Here is a 14,370-nt window from a genome sequence, read left to right as displayed (position 1 = left end):
GCACTACAGTCATAGTGCAACTAATGTATTGATGTTTCAGCAGATCACTAAAAAACAACAAACAAAACAAATGAAAAATTCTTTACGTATTTTCGCCGCTGCTCTACTTATAGTCGGCTGCGGTAGCTCCAATCAAAATGCAACAAAACAAACTGCACCTAAACCTCCTGCAGATCCTACAGTATATGGTAATACCATTACTTCAGATGAACTTAAAGAACTTTTGTATACTTACGCTTCTGATGAGTTTGAAGGTCGTGAAACGGGAGAGCCTGGACAAAAGAAAGCCGTAAACTACCTTAAAGACCAATATGTAGCAATGGGTATTCCTTCACCTCTTAATGGTGATGACTATTTTCAAGAAGTGCCATTAGAACGCCAAAAAGCTCCAAACGTTGCCCTCTCCGTTAATGGAATGGCCATGGAGAATTATTCAGATTTTTTAATGTTAGGAAGTGCCGATTCACAACAACTTAATATCAAAGAAGTGGTTTACGCTGGTTATGGTATTGATGCAGACAGTTATTCAGATTATAAAAATCTAGATGTTAAAGGTAAAATCGTACTCGTGAAAGCTGGCGAACCAAAAGATGCTGACGGTAATTATGTCACTTCTGGTTCAACCGAAGATACCAAATGGAGCGCCGGACGACAGTCTATATCATCTAAGCGTGACGCAGCGAAAGAACATGGTGCTAAAGCAATTATGTTTATGAATGAAACTATGCTTGGTCAATATGGAGCTTACTATAAGCAACTCGCCGAATCTGGCAGAGCAGGACGTATCTCGTTAAAAAGTAACGAATCGCCAATGCTGTTTATGATGATAGGTGAAAAAATTGGAAAGGCTATTTATGCAGAGATGATGACATCAGATGCGTCAAAAACCGTTTCCACAGAAATTACAGGAAGTATCGCTAGCCAGTCAGATAAAGTAGATTCTGAAAACGTAGTCGCTTTTATTAGAGGGACAGAAAAACCAGATGAAATCTTAGTCATTTCTGCACACTTAGATCATGAAGGAATTAAAGATGGTAAAGTTTATAACGGAGCCGATGATGACGGTTCTGGAACCGTAGCCCTTGTTGAAATTGCTGAAGCGTTTAAACAAGCTGCCGATGAAGGTTACGGTCCAAAGCGTTCTATCCTATTCTTACATGTTACAGGAGAGGAAAAAGGCCTTTTAGGATCTAGACATTATACTGATAACGATCCAATATTTCCATTAGCAAATACAGTGGCCAATTTAAATATTGATATGATTGGTCGTACCGATCCAAAACGTGAAGGCGAAAGAAATTATATATACCTTATTGGTAGTGATAAACTCAGTACAGAGTTACATAACCTATCTGAAGAAATCAACGCAAAATACATGAACATCACTTTAGATTATACCTATAATGATGAGAATGATCCAAATCGTTTCTACTATAGAAGTGATCACTATAACTTTGCTAAAAACAATATTCCTATCATTTTTTACTTTAACGGAACACATGATGATTACCACCAACCTAGTGACACACCAGATAAAATTGAGTATGACCTATTAGAGAACAGAACGCGTTTGGTGTTCTATACCGCTTGGGAAGTAGCTAATCGTGAGGGAAAAATCGTTGCCGATAAAGCTGAAACAAAATAATCTAATAAGTAGTTGGGCGTTACCTCATTCACGCAACAAAACGTTGCTTAAAATTGAGGTCGTGCTATTCGCTAAATCTTTTTACAAAACATAAAAAGGATACCGCTACTATCACTAACGCAAAAGCGTTGCTCTTAATTGAGCAACGCTTTTATGCTTTATATCATAAACTGCAATTACAACCACAAAAAAAGCTCCTCATTTCTGAGAAGCTTTGTAATCTGGGTGGAAGACCGGGCTCGAACCGGCGACTTTCGGTACCACAAACCGACGCTCTAACCAACTGAGCTACAACCACCATGTAGTATTTATTATAAGTGTTATAAAAACCTTATAAAAGGAATGCTCTAACCCTAAAGAAAGAACCACCGTTTAAATTGGACTGCAAATGTAAATTATTTCGAAGTTACTACAAAGACTTTTTTTTAAAATTATTAGATCAAATCAAACAAACTATCTACAGCTGCATAACGCTCAACATTAAAGCCTTCTGCGTATTCAGTGCCAATTAACCGACCAAGATCTCTAGCTCTATATTTGATGCTGTCTGTAAAATTCTTACTTGATATTGGAGTTTGCGGCTCTTTACTCTCTGGATCATAAAACTGTGTTTTATAAGCCAAAACTGAAGCCATCTTAGTATCTATATATCCTGTGACATCGACCGCTATATCGGGCTCTATATTTTTCCATTGTATATAATGATATATCTGTTTTGGTCGCCATTTGTCTTGAACCTTACCATCCAGTTGGGTTTCAATTTTCAACAAACCACTTAAAAAGCAAGCATCACTCACTAGCCTGCTCCCTTTGCCATGATCAATATGCCTATCATCAATGGCATTACATAATACCATATCTGGTTGATACTTGCGCACCATTTTAATAATCTCTAATTGATGCTCTTGGTCATTTACAAAAAACCCATCGGCAAAACCTAGGTTCTCCCTAACGTCAACACCCAATATATTAGCGGCTTGTCTAGCCTCTTCATCTCGTGTTTGAGCAGTTCCGCGAGTGCCTAATTCACCACGTGTCAAATCAATAATTCCGACCATTTTACCTCGGGCAACTTCTTTCGCTATCGTTGCTCCACATCCTAATTCTACATCATCTGGATGCGCTCCAAAAGCTAATATATCTAATTTCATGTGTTCAAAATATTTAAGAGTTAAAGCTCTAATCGCCGTTTTACATTCAATACATCTTAAAAAATGTGTCGCAAAGCATTATAGACGACCCATAATTTTATCATAAAACAAAGCTAGCATTTATAACTCAATACTACTCACTCGTTTTCGTAAATAATTTATGCAATAATAGGTGTCAAAAATAAGTAATATCACAAAAGTAACAGGAAGCCGCATTCTATGATATATGTCATATGAATTCCTTACCTGTCAGTATAACTTTATTGTATTATAAATCTTAATAGATATCTATATGTATCTTATGCTTACTATATTAATTATTACCATTGGGTTTTTCGTCTGGGGAAAATTTACTCCAGACATTGTAGCCTTATTATCTATGGTGAGTTTATTTCTATTTGGCATCTTAGATCTTAATGAAACACTAAGCGGATTTAGTAATCCTACCGTCATCATGATCGCCTCTTTATTTATTATTGGTGAAGGGTTATCTCAAACGGGATGGACCGCTTTAGCGGGTAAAAAATTAATTGAATGGGCTGGTAAAAGTGTGCCAAAACTATTAGTCATTATCACCTTAGGTGCTGGAATTTTATCTGGCTTTGTAAGTAATACAGGAACCGTGGCTACCCTATTACCAGCAACCATTTCTTCTGCTTGGAGTATTGGAACCATGCCTTCAAAAATCCTAATGCCAATGGCTTTTGGCTCTAATACTGGAGGTTTACTCACCTTAACAGGAACACCGCCTAACATCATTGCAAATAACGCACTTATTGAAGCTGGTTATCAAGGCTTCTCATTTTTTGAATTCTCACTCATAGGTATTCCATTACTTATTATTGCTATTCTGTATTTCAGATATATCGGATTTAAACTTTTACCCAAACATAAAACTAATAACAAACCTGTTGATATACATACCACACTTCACCAATGGATCGAAGCTTATAAAATTGAAAATGATTACTACCGTCTAAGAATACGTTCGGTGTCTCCATTAATCAATACTACGCTTAGCGATTGGGATTTTGAAACGGCATTTAATGTGCATATCATCCGATTGCAACGTCGTCACCCAAATATCTTAAAAGGTAATAAACCTTTTATAGAATTCCCGAGTCCAGATACCGAGATGCGGTACCATGACATATTAACGGTTAAAGGGGATACAGAAGCCATTAACAGATTAATGATTAAATTCCGCTTAGGCCTGCTTCCCGTAGAGCCTATCAAAGACGAATTGAGAAATAACCTTATCAATCAGGAGGTAGGAATGGCAGAAGTATTAGTGACTCCTAAATCCTTTTTAGTTGGAAAAAACATCAAACTTAGTGAGTATTTCAAACGTTTTGGAATTCAATTATTAGCCACATCAAGACATAGAAAACCTTTCATAAAAGACATCATGCGCGTTGAAGCTGGTGATGGGTTTATAATTCGCGGACAATGGCAAGATATTGAGCAACTTAAAGATCAACACGAGAATGTTGTTATTGTTGGGAGTCCCGAAGGGATGGCAAAAAACGTCGATAACATTACACCAAAATCGTTTATCGCATTGGCGGCTTTAGCCATCATGATCGTCCTTTTAGTGATTGATCTAGTTCCGGGTGCAATTGCCGCACTCATTTCAGCAGGCATAGTGCTTTTAACGGGATGTGTCCCTATTAGTAAGGCATATAAAAGCATCAGTTGGATGAGTGTCATTATGATTGCCGCCATGATCCCAATGGGCATCGCACTTCAAAAAACAGGAACTGCTCAAGTTATAGCCGATGGCATCATTAGCTTCCTCGGAAATGCAAGTCCAATATATCTCGTTGCAGGTGTCTTTCTCTTGACGACCATGTTCAGCCAATTTATTAATAATTCAGCAACTGCTGTATTAATGGCTCCAATAGTCATATTGGCAGCAAGTTCACTACAAATTGCACCAGAACCTTTAATGATTACTGTCGCTATTAGCGCTTCTACTGCTTTTCTAACACCAATTGGTACAACAACAAATGCCATGGTCTTAGCTGCAGGAGGCTATAAGTTTTCAGATTATTTCAAAGTTGGGTTTCCGTTACTCTTATTGTTTCTAGCCACAACTGTCCTATTAGTGCCATTGATTTGGCCATTTTAAATTGTTAACCTTTTAAATTACAAATATTATGAAACATCTAACAATCACTCCCAAGAACTCCGATCTGAGTGTCTACAACCTAAAAGACGTAACAGCTCATTGGAATCTTTCTCCTGAAGAACTTCAACGCATTACTGTTGAAAAAGGCATGGGAAAAGAAACCAATAATGGCACACTAGCCATAAATACTGGTAAATTCACAGGGAGATCACCTCAAGATCGCTTTTTAGTGAAAGACAACTATACGACTGATAAAGTATGGTGGGGAAAAACCAATAAAGGCATCTCTGCTGAAAACTTTGACTTTCTTCAATCTGAAATTGAAAAATACCTCAGCGGAAAAGAAATCTACGTAAGAGACGGTTATGTGTGTGCCGATCCTGAATACAAAATGAATGTGAGAACTATTACCGAATATCCATGGTCTAATATGTTTATTTACAATATGTTCTTGCGCCCAGAGGCTGAAGAACTTAAAAACTTCAAAGAAGAATGGTTAGTGCTTTGTGCACCTGGATACGAATGTCCGGAGCCTGCAAAACATGGTTTAAGACAAGGTAATTTCTCTATCTTAAACTTTACCAAAAAAATTGCTTTAGTAGGTGGTTCTGCCTATACTGGAGAGATGAAAAAAGGGATTTTCTCTGCCTTAAATTTCATTCTACCTGTTGAAAAAAATGTGCTACCAATGCACTGTTCTGCTAATGTTGGTGAAGCTGGCGATACCGCCATTTTCTTCGGTTTATCTGGAACGGGTAAAACTACTTTATCTGCCGATCCTAAACGTAAATTGATTGGTGATGATGAGCATGGTTGGACTGCAAATAATAACATCTTTAACTTTGAAGGCGGATGCTACGCCAAAGTAATTGACCTTACCGAAGATAAAGAACCAGACATCTATCGCGCTATTAAACCTGGTGCGATCTTAGAAAATGTTATTTTTAAAGATAACGGAGACGTTGATTATATGGATAGCTCTATCACACAAAACACCCGTGTAAGTTATCCTATTTATCATATTGATAATATTCAAGAGCCATCATATGCTGGAAATCCGACTAATATTTTCTTCCTAACCTGTGATGCTTTTGGTGTACTACCTCCTGTGTCTAAACTCACACCTGGACAAGCAGCATACCACTTTATTTCAGGATATACAGCAAAAGTAGCTGGTACTGAGGCAGGAATCACAGAACCTGTACCATCATTCTCTGCATGTTTTGGAGAACCCTTTATGCCATTGCACCCAACAACATATGCCGAAATGCTCAGTAAAAAAATGACAGAAGCCGGTGTTAATGTATGGTTGATAAATACAGGCTGGAGTGCAGGACCTTATGGTGTTGGATCTCGTATCAAACTAAAATATACTAGAGCAATGATTACGGCTATCTTAGAAGGGAAATTGGATAACACCGACTTTAATCAGCATCCAATTTTTGGATTATTTATGCCAAAAACATGTGAAGGCGTACCAACAGAAATTCTTGACCCAATGAATACCTGGTCTGATAAAGGCGCTTACATTAGCAAGTCCATTCAACTCGCGCATTCATTCCATTTAAATTTTGAAAAATTTGCGAGTCAAGCGTCTCAGCAAATTATAGAAGGTGGCCCCTTAATTGATGAACACCACCATTTAAACGATCATGTATAACATATAAAAATGAGGTTGGCATCCACATAGTAATAAAAGGTTAATTCATCAAATTTTTGTCAGCCTCATTTTTCTTTTTTAAAGTTTTGTAGGGCTTGGTCAGATAAAAATGTCCAAGCTACTACTCTACTTATTTTATTCCCTAATGAAAGTTCTAAAACCTTAACCTTTTTAGCCCCTAGTTTATCAAGTGAAGTTCGCATAGAATTTATATGTTCCTTTTTAGAAACCAAACTAGTGTACCATATACAATTGCTTTTTAATAGTGAACTTTGATACAAGTAATTGTGTAAAAAAGCCTTCTCACCGCCTAAATAGCATAATTCTTTAGCCGTACCGCTGAAATTTCTCACCAGACCATCTACATCCTTTTGCAGCCCTTTTAGTTTTCGAGTCGTCGCTGCGATGGCTTCGGTTTCGTTCTTAAAAAATGGTGGATTACATATAGCAACGGTTATCTGTTCTGAAGGGTTTAATATCCCTGTAAGAATATCCTGTGCATCCTTCTGAAATCGTAGTTCTATCCCTTTCTCTAATTTATTTTTAGCAATAATCTTTTGCGCGTTCTTAAACGCTTGTTGATCAATTTCCGAGGCTATAAAATGCCAATTATATTCGGCATGTCCTAATATGGGATAAATGCAAGTGGCTCCTGTTCCAATATCTAAAACAGTGACTGCTTTACTAATACCAATGTCGCTAAGTAAATCTTGTATCAAATGAATGTATTCAACACGTCCTGGAATTGGCGGACATAAATGCGCATCGGGGAATTCCCAGTATGTAATACCGTAATGATGTTTTAGTAATGCGGTATTTAAGGCTTTTACGGCCTTCGGATTAGCGAAATCAATGCTCAAATTTCCAAAGTTATTATGGAACATATAATCTTCTAACTCGGCATAAGTGGTCGCTAGAGCAGGAAAATCATAACCGTCTCTATGTTTGTTGCGCTTATGCAAAAGAAGCGACTTTAGTTTTTGTAATGGCTTGCTCGATATCTTGTTTCAAATCTTTTAAGGTTTCTATGCCGACAGAAAAACGAATCAATTGATCACTGATACCTACAGCAGCGCGCTGTTCTGGTGTTAATAAAGCATGTGAGGTTTCCGAAGGTAATAACATAGTACTCTCTACTCCTGCCAAACTCATTGATGATTTGATCAACTCTAGTTGCTTCTGAAATGCCATAGCATCAATACCTTCATTAAGTTCAAAGGATAGCATAGCACCAAAATCATGCATCTGAGTTTTTGCTAATTTATGTTCAGGATGTGATTTTAAACCTGGATAGTAAACCTTAGCAACATCATCATGCTTATCTAAGAATTTAGCCAACTTCTTGGCATTTTTTGTCTGAGCTTTTACGCGCAAGGCCAATGTTTTCATACTGCGCTCTAACATCCAAACTGTAAAGTCACTCAAGCTTCCTCCCAGATTTTTAGACACATTCCAAATACGATCCATATGTTCTTGAGTACTAGCAACGGCTCCTGCGAGAATATCAGAATGCCCTCCCAAATACTTCGTCGCCGAATGCATGACGATGTCAATACCAAAGTCGATGGGATTTTGGTTCACCGGACTTGCAAAAGTATTGTCTATGGTCGTGACGATTCTTTTCGATTTTGCCAAATCGGCTACACCTTTGATATCGGTTACCGTAAGCAAAGGATTGGAAGGCGTTTCAATATGTATCAGTTTCGTATTGGGTTGTATAGCTGCTTCAAAATCGGACACCGCATAACCATCAGTAAAGCTAAATTCAATACCATATTTTGGAAATTCCTCTCTAATAAAATTACTCGTGCCTCCATATAAAGTATTCTGAACAACGATATGATCACCTTGCTGTAAAAAAGCTAAGAACATATGGCTAATGGCAGCCATTCCACTTCCAAAAATCATTGCGGTTTCAGTATGTTCTAAAGCCGCTATTTTCTTAGCGAGATATTCCTGATTAGGCGTATTAAAATAACGTGGGTAGCGCTTCACATCAACATTATCAAACTCATAAGAGGTTGATAAATAGATAGGTGAAATGGCGCCTTTAAACTGCTCATCTTTAATCTCGCCAACATGTGTGCAAATGGTATTTAAACCGAGTTTTTTCTTTGACATCTCTTCATCTTTTAAGGAGCCTAAATTTACAAATAAATCCTACACCTCTTTCAATTTCCATCGGCCTTTTTTAAACCAGACAATCGCAAGAATGGAGATGAGTACTTCAGCTAATACAATAGCTAAAAACACACCTGTAGGACCAAAATCGAAGGTGATTGCCATAAGATAAGCAAATGGCAATTGGAACAACCAGAAACAAACAAAGTTGATGATGGTTGGTGTTCCAGTGTCACCAGCACCATTAAAAGAGTTGATAACCACCATACCATAGGCATAAAACACGTACCCTGCAGCAATGACACGCAGGCACAAACTTCCGTTTTCAATCACGCTGGGCTCAATAGTAAACCAACCAATAATTTGAGGTGCAAAAAACAAATAAGCCAAAGAAACTACGCCCATAAAGATGGCGCAATATTTACCTGTCTTCCAAACCGATTGCTCAGCCCGTTCAGGTTGTTGAGCACCGAGATTTTGCCCAACCAATGTGGCTGCTGCATTACTCATACCCCAAGCAGGCATAAATGTAAACATCATGACGCGAATAGCAATGGTATATCCAGCTAGCACTTCACTTCCAAATTCACTCATAAGACGCATGAGAAATACCCATGAGGAGGTACCTATTAAAAATTGTCCGATACCACCCAAAGAGACCTTTATTAAATTAATCATGACCCCAATTCGTAAGACAAGATCTTTGAATCCGATTTTTATTTTCGACCAGCCATAAAATAAAACGACGAGTTGAAAAACTACGGCCGAGCCTCTGCCAATGGTTGTCGCTATGGCAGCACCTTCAACACCAAATCCTGGAATAGGTCCGAATCCAAAAATAAACATAGGATCCAAAATGATATTTAATCCGTTGGAAAGAATAAGCGTCCACATCGCGATGGAGGCATCACCAGCACCGCGAAATACAGCATTAATGAGAAACAGGAGCATGATAGTTACATTGCCACCGAGCAGCACTTGAGTATAGCCAAATCCTTCAGCAATGAGATCGGGTTCTCCACCCATCAATTCCAATATCTCCTTCGGAAATAAAATACCAAAAACACTAATAATGATTGACACAGCAATTCCAAGAAAAATGACCTGAACGGCTGCTTTAGAAGCACCTTCCCGATCCTTTTCTCCTATCCGTCTTGCAACTATGGCTGTTGCCGCCATACTTAGTCCGATAGCGACCGCATATACGAGCGTCACTACTGATTCGGTAAGCCCGATGGTCGCTACAGCATTGACACTTACTTTGGAGACGTAAAAAATATCGACCACTGCAAAAATGGATTCCATAAGCATTTCGAGAATCATAGGAATGGAGAGCATAAATACAGCCCTTCGAATGCTACCCGACGTGAATTCTTGTTCCCGACCAGAAATAGCTAGTCTGAAATACGTAATGAATTGTTTAAACGATATGGTTGATTTTGACATGATTGTTAGGAATAAATATAACATTAACCAACAGCGTAAGCTACTAGCTTATAAGAAATATCACAAAATTTGTGATCTAGTTCGAAAGGTTAGTCTAAAACAATCATAAGACCTTAAAAGTGCGATATTTTTTTCTAATTTCAAAATTAGGGTTTTGTTTTGATAATTAGCTCTGCCAGTGACTAGTCATTTTTGTTTCTTTTTTTGGTCTGACGAAAAAGAAAAATTCAAAAAAGAAAAAATACCATTAGTCGAACATAAACACCAATAAACTGCCACAATCCAGAAATGTCCTCTAAAAGTATTGATAATCAATAGGTATTTATTTATATTCGTAACGCTATTAAATCAATTCAACATGTTCAAATCAGCCTTATTCGATATGGATGGCGTTATCGTAGACTCGGAGCCATTACACAATAAAGCCTATTACCAAATGTTTGACGACGTAAACATTCACGTTTCCGATGATCTTTACGCTTCCTTCACTGGGAAGTCCACATTAGAGATTTGCCAAGAGCTGGTGCGTCAGTTCAAGCTGCCTTTAGGTCCACAGACATTAGTGGATATCAAGCGTCACCACTTCAAGCAGTTGTTTGATACTGATACCGACTTGCACTTACTCGATGGTGTGTTAGACCTCATCAAAGATTATTACAGTCATGGGATAGTTTTGGTTCTAGCTTCTTCCGCCTCTATGAAAAACATCAACCGTATTTTTAACCGTTTTGATTTAGACCAATACTTTGTGGCTAAGATTTCTGGTGCCGACTTAAAAGCGTCGAAGCCGCATCCTGAGATTTTTATTAAAGCCGCAGCATTGTCTGGTCATGAGCCTAAAGACTGCTTCGTGATTGAAGATTCTACCAATGGCATTGCAGCCGCCAAAGCAGCCAATATTTTTTGTATTGGCTATGACAGCTTGCACAGCGAAGATCAAGATTATTCGAAAGCAGATTTAGTTGTGTCTAGTTTTAGGGATATAACTTTTGAGAAATTAAAAATGTACTCCACAGCAACCAACGTTTAACCCATGCCCAAGCAAAACACCTTAACCAACGCCATACAACAACTCATCGAAGCCATTCTCAAAACATTAGGTAAAGAGGCTGGCAGAAAACGGACTTGGCACCAGCATGTAGTTCCTAATAAAGACGGTTGGGCTGTGCGTCGAGAGGGTAATAAACGCATCACCTCTAAACATAGAAAACAAAGCACTGCGATACGCAAAGCTAAAACCTTAGCGAAACGTTACAAGGCAGACGTGATTATTCATCGTGGCAATGGTGGCATTCGCGAGCGCATAAGTTATCAGGATGACTAATATCATTTATTTGTAGTACTCCAATACTTCAAAGAAAAACTCTTGCGAGCTCAAGGGCTTTTTTTATCTTTAAATGCTAATTTATAAGGGTATCTATCCATTAAATGGCAAAAAATAAAAAAACACAATATATTCGCATATGGACTGCTAAAATAAACTCACATGCCAAAACCTAAAGGACAAAAAAACGGTAATAACAAGGCCAAGCACTCCAAGCTCATGGCTCAAAAAAAGAATAAGAAAAAAGCTGAAGAAGTGTTAAGAAAAGAGCGTCTTAAAGCGATTATTAAAAAAGCGAAAGGTTAGGCATTCACCGTTTTCATTTCACCAAATTAAATCCCTACTCACGTCCTATCACACGCAACTTATAGACTATTGAAGGCTGATAGGCGACTTTCAAGCTTTGCCAAAGCAGTGCTTGTTGGTCGAGATCGAATGTCATTGTTTCTATATATATTTTGGAAATATCTTGAGGTAAGTTGACCGTATTTTGAAGGGTCATGACTGGGTGGGCATTAATGCTGTTCATGGCCTGAGACAGATAGCGCAATCCTTCTTTATAATTTATTTGTGTATTTACTGAGATGAGCACATGTAATTTCAATACTTGTGGTGCTGCAATCCGTTCAACGTTTTGACTTATTGTTCTGGTAAGTGCCGCATTAGATATACTAGTATCTTCATTTACTTGTATCACACTCAGCAATAAAGGTGTTCTCACACTCGCATCTGAGACGCGCGCTAAACTGAGTATATCATCAGTGGTTTTTAGTTGCCTTTTGATGTCTTCATTTAGTCGTAAGGTGAGATACCCCAAAGTGGTTTCAATCATAAGTTTAGTTTGAAATAAATACGAAAAGTCTTAGTTATCCTTATCAATACGATTATAAACACGGATAATCACCACAGCCCATATAACCACGCAAAAAGAGACAAAGCCAGAAAAGTAGAGTACGATGTCGTTAGCGTCCATTTTTGATTTGTTTTATAAAGATGACTATGCCGAGGAGGGTCGGTGCCCAGAGTCCGATAAAAATCCCGTGAAGCTGTTCACCTCTGAGAAACAAATATTCGGCTACCAAAATGATTAACGCCGTAAGCGCTAACATAAAGAGATTGGAGGGTCCTATTTTTTTAATAAAATTCATTAATAATTGATTTGTTAAGTCTCACAAGTTAAAAAAAAATAACGTTGCTTTAACATATCCAACCGAAAAAGCTGTTTTATCTTTGTAAAAAACAGCGCTACATGTCCAAAGACAAAAAACCAGACCAGGTCGTTTATAATGAACAGACTGAAACTTACGATGCGGCATTAAAACCTTATGCCACTAATGTAGGTGCACCTGCCATACAAGTGACCGACACCTCTGCTTGGAAAAAGCGCAATGTCCACAAAGCCAATAAGCAACTCAAAGCCAAATACCTCGAAATTAAAGCCGAATACGATAAAATGATTGAAGAGCTAGAATTCAACAACCTCGTGTATAGCGCTCGCTTTAATTTTGAACCTATAGTTGGAGAAACCTATCACCTCTATCGTGATAAAAACGAGCAACCTTTTCTCTCTATCATCGCACCCAAACATTGCACCTTTGATTATATAGGAAGTTTCCAGCTCAATAGCGAGCAGATGTGGAAAAAAATAGACTTATAAATCTTTATTAATCTTTTTTCCATGGATAAAAAAAGGTCTTCATATTTCTAGTGCGTTTGTCATGTGTTTTGAGAACCATTGAAGTTTTTGAAATATTAGAAGGCATACTTTTATATAGTACCTTTGATTTAGAAACATATTTTCACAAATGATCATAGACCTTGCTAGAGTTATAATTGATTTCGGATTAGTAATTCTTATCTGGATGGTACAATTGACCGTATACCCATCATTTAAACACTATTCTAGAGATGGTTTGTTACAATGGCACAGTAGGTATACAAAAAACATTGCTATCATTGTAATGCCTTTGATGTTTGGGCAGCTCATTATTTATTTCTATCAGGTGTTTGTGTCGCAAAATTTGTTTTCAATTCTCGGGCTCACAATCGTCATCTTACTTTGGGTCTCCACATTTGTACAGTTTGTGCCCTTGCATCAACAAATTAACGGTAATCAACATACCTATAAAACATTAGTACAATTGATCATGCGAAATTGGATTCGGACTATTTTATGGTCTGCGTTATTTCTTTGGAGTTTGATTGAAGCATTGCAACTGTAACCTCAAAGCTTTTTCCAATCTCCTTACAGGAAGCATGAATTCTGAACGATAAATTTAGAAGACAAGTTGAAATTTATTTCCCCTTCAACAACACATTTTGCTCTTCCATTAAATCGGTGAGTTTGGAGAGTAGCTCAATATCTTTAGGTGTTGCTACCACTTCGTTTTTGGGGTCTTGAGCTTTACTCCGCAGTTTGTTCATAGCCTTTACGACTATAAACACGGTTAAGCCCACAATTAAAAAGTCTAAAAAGGTTTCAACAAGTACTCCGTATTCTACCGCTACTTCTTTAACTATGACCTCTCCTTGAGTATTAATAATTGACTCCCTAACCACATATTTCTGATCCTGAAAATTAAGTCCATCGGTCATCAATGACAATGGTGGTAAGAACACTTTTTTTACGAGCACATCAATGACTTTGTTGAAAGCGGCGCCTATAATAATGCCAATGGCCATATCCATCATATTGCCTTTGATCGCAAACTCCTTGAATTCCTTTAAAAACTTCATGGTATTGTATTTATAATTGAACGATGGCAAAGGTATTTGAATCTATGAATTAAAACAACTGAATTGGATATAGACCTATGATCTTTCTTCCATTTTGTAAACACTCTCCCTACCCTCGGGTAACGAACTCGTGCTTCAAATGCTGACAACACTATA

At 37.7% G+C, this 14,370-nt stretch carries 14 protein-coding genes and 1 tRNA gene; 8 read left to right on the top strand and 7 right to left on the bottom strand.

Features of this window, described 5'->3' with window-relative positions:
• Window positions 1-70: 70 nt before the first annotated feature.
• Entirely contained in the window at window positions 71-1,645 is a 1,575-nt protein-coding gene (locus BLT57_RS07660; RefSeq protein ID WP_091426700.1) for a M28 family peptidase, read from the top strand.
• 223 nt (window positions 1,646-1,868) lie between these two features.
• Here the strand turns inward: BLT57_RS07660 and BLT57_RS07655 are convergent.
• A tRNA-His gene (locus BLT57_RS07655) sits at window positions 1,869-1,944 on the bottom strand.
• Window positions 1,945-2,079: 135 nt separating this feature from the next.
• Entirely contained in the window at window positions 2,080-2,796 is a 717-nt protein-coding gene (gene bshB1 / locus BLT57_RS07650; RefSeq protein ID WP_091424458.1) for a bacillithiol biosynthesis deacetylase BshB1, read from the bottom strand.
• Between the two features lie 301 nt (window positions 2,797-3,097).
• Between bshB1 and BLT57_RS07645 the strand changes: the two genes are divergently transcribed.
• Together BLT57_RS07645 and pckA are read left to right on the top strand one after the other, a co-directional pair.
• The gene (locus BLT57_RS07645; RefSeq protein ID WP_231928649.1) at window positions 3,098-4,927 is read left to right on the top strand and encodes an SLC13 family permease; all 1,830 of its coding nucleotides are present in this window, start codon (window positions 3,098-3,100) and stop codon (window positions 4,925-4,927) included.
• A gap of 28 nt (window positions 4,928-4,955) precedes the next feature.
• Window positions 4,956-6,587, top strand: a complete 1,632-nt coding sequence (gene pckA / locus BLT57_RS07640) for a phosphoenolpyruvate carboxykinase (ATP) (RefSeq protein ID WP_091424453.1) — start codon at window positions 4,956-4,958, stop codon at window positions 6,585-6,587.
• 65 nt (window positions 6,588-6,652) lie between these two features.
• Here the strand turns inward: pckA and rlmF are convergent, their stop codons facing one another.
• Genes rlmF through BLT57_RS07625 form a run of 3 tightly spaced genes read right to left on the bottom strand, consistent with a single transcriptional unit; the run spans window position 6,653 to window position 10,154 of the window.
• The gene (gene rlmF, locus BLT57_RS07635; protein ID WP_231928648.1) at window positions 6,653-7,549 is read right to left on the bottom strand and encodes a 23S rRNA (adenine(1618)-N(6))-methyltransferase RlmF; all 897 of its coding nucleotides are present in this window, start codon (window positions 7,547-7,549) and stop codon (window positions 6,653-6,655) included.
• On the bottom strand, window positions 7,542-8,708 hold the full coding sequence (locus BLT57_RS07630) for a PLP-dependent aspartate aminotransferase family protein (RefSeq protein WP_091424448.1): 1,167 nt from the start codon (window positions 8,706-8,708) through the stop codon (window positions 7,542-7,544). Before BLT57_RS07630 ends, rlmF begins: the two co-directional genes overlap by 8 nt.
• A gap of 39 nt (window positions 8,709-8,747) precedes the next feature.
• Window positions 8,748-10,154: an MATE family efflux transporter gene (locus BLT57_RS07625; protein ID WP_091424446.1), complete on the bottom strand. Its 1,407-nt coding sequence runs from the start codon at window positions 10,152-10,154 to the stop codon at window positions 8,748-8,750.
• Window positions 10,155-10,512: 358 nt separating this feature from the next.
• Between BLT57_RS07625 and BLT57_RS07620 the strand changes: the two genes are divergently transcribed.
• The 3 genes from BLT57_RS07620 (at window position 10,513) to BLT57_RS14125 (ending at window position 11,784) form a co-directional block, all read left to right on the top strand.
• Window positions 10,513-11,184, top strand: a complete 672-nt coding sequence (locus tag BLT57_RS07620; protein ID WP_091424443.1) for an HAD family phosphatase — start codon at window positions 10,513-10,515, stop codon at window positions 11,182-11,184.
• Between the two features lie 3 nt (window positions 11,185-11,187).
• Window positions 11,188-11,478: a DUF2188 domain-containing protein gene (locus BLT57_RS07615; RefSeq protein WP_091424442.1), complete on the top strand. Its 291-nt coding sequence runs from the start codon at window positions 11,188-11,190 to the stop codon at window positions 11,476-11,478.
• Between the two features lie 162 nt (window positions 11,479-11,640).
• Window positions 11,641-11,784, top strand: a complete 144-nt coding sequence (locus tag BLT57_RS14125; protein WP_172827437.1) for a hypothetical protein — start codon at window positions 11,641-11,643, stop codon at window positions 11,782-11,784.
• Window positions 11,785-11,818: 34 nt separating this feature from the next.
• Here the strand turns inward: BLT57_RS14125 and BLT57_RS07610 are convergent, their stop codons facing one another.
• Entirely contained in the window at window positions 11,819-12,310 is a 492-nt protein-coding gene (locus tag BLT57_RS07610) for a Pvc16 family protein (RefSeq protein WP_091424439.1), read from the bottom strand.
• A gap of 417 nt (window positions 12,311-12,727) precedes the next feature.
• On the opposite strand from BLT57_RS07610, the gene BLT57_RS07600 reads away from it, so the two are divergent.
• Together BLT57_RS07600 and BLT57_RS07595 are read left to right on the top strand one after the other, a co-directional pair.
• On the top strand, window positions 12,728-13,135 hold the full coding sequence (locus tag BLT57_RS07600; RefSeq protein ID WP_091424435.1) for a DUF2452 domain-containing protein: 408 nt from the start codon (window positions 12,728-12,730) through the stop codon (window positions 13,133-13,135).
• Between the two features lie 148 nt (window positions 13,136-13,283).
• The gene (locus BLT57_RS07595) at window positions 13,284-13,700 is read left to right on the top strand and encodes a hypothetical protein (protein WP_091424433.1); all 417 of its coding nucleotides are present in this window, start codon (window positions 13,284-13,286) and stop codon (window positions 13,698-13,700) included.
• Between the two features lie 73 nt (window positions 13,701-13,773).
• Here the strand turns inward: BLT57_RS07595 and mscL are convergent, their stop codons facing one another.
• Complete coding sequence (gene mscL / locus BLT57_RS07590) at window positions 13,774-14,214, bottom strand: large conductance mechanosensitive channel protein MscL (protein ID WP_091424430.1); 441 nt, start codon at window positions 14,212-14,214, stop codon at window positions 13,774-13,776.
• Between the last annotated feature and the right edge of the window lie 156 nt (window positions 14,215-14,370).

Origin of the sequence: Formosa sp. Hel1_31_208 (assembly GCF_900104785.1) — a bacterium.
Taxonomy (GTDB): Bacteria; Bacteroidota; Bacteroidia; order Flavobacteriales; family Flavobacteriaceae; genus Psychroserpens.
This window is presented reverse-complemented; position numbering and strand designations above follow the sequence as displayed.

What these genes read in the sequence shown, in the direction of transcription:
- BLT57_RS07660 (WP_091426700.1), top strand. Translation starts at nt 71, where the DNA reads ATGAAAAATTCTTTACGTATTTTCGCCGCTGCTCTACTTATAGTCGGC.
- bshB1 (WP_091424458.1), bottom strand. Translation starts at nt 2,796, where the DNA reads ATGAAATTAGATATATTAGCTTTTGGAGCGCATCCAGATGATGTAGAA.
- BLT57_RS07645 (WP_231928649.1), top strand. Translation starts at nt 3,098, where the DNA reads ATGCTTACTATATTAATTATTACCATTGGGTTTTTCGTCTGGGGAAAA.
- pckA (WP_091424453.1), top strand. Translation starts at nt 4,956, where the DNA reads ATGAAACATCTAACAATCACTCCCAAGAACTCCGATCTGAGTGTCTAC.
- BLT57_RS07630 (WP_091424448.1), bottom strand. Translation starts at nt 8,708, where the DNA reads ATGTCAAAGAAAAAACTCGGTTTAAATACCATTTGCACACATGTTGGC.
- BLT57_RS07625 (WP_091424446.1), bottom strand. Translation starts at nt 10,154, where the DNA reads ATGTCAAAATCAACCATATCGTTTAAACAATTCATTACGTATTTCAGA.
- BLT57_RS07620 (WP_091424443.1), top strand. Translation starts at nt 10,513, where the DNA reads ATGTTCAAATCAGCCTTATTCGATATGGATGGCGTTATCGTAGACTCG.
- BLT57_RS07615 (WP_091424442.1), top strand. Translation starts at nt 11,188, where the DNA reads ATGCCCAAGCAAAACACCTTAACCAACGCCATACAACAACTCATCGAA.
- BLT57_RS14125 (WP_172827437.1), top strand. Translation starts at nt 11,641, where the DNA reads ATGCCAAAACCTAAAGGACAAAAAAACGGTAATAACAAGGCCAAGCAC.
- BLT57_RS07610 (WP_091424439.1), bottom strand. Translation starts at nt 12,310, where the DNA reads ATGATTGAAACCACTTTGGGGTATCTCACCTTACGACTAAATGAAGAC.
- BLT57_RS07600 (WP_091424435.1), top strand. Translation starts at nt 12,728, where the DNA reads ATGTCCAAAGACAAAAAACCAGACCAGGTCGTTTATAATGAACAGACT.
- BLT57_RS07595 (WP_091424433.1), top strand. Translation starts at nt 13,284, where the DNA reads ATGATCATAGACCTTGCTAGAGTTATAATTGATTTCGGATTAGTAATT.
- mscL (WP_091424430.1), bottom strand. Translation starts at nt 14,214, where the DNA reads ATGAAGTTTTTAAAGGAATTCAAGGAGTTTGCGATCAAAGGCAATATG.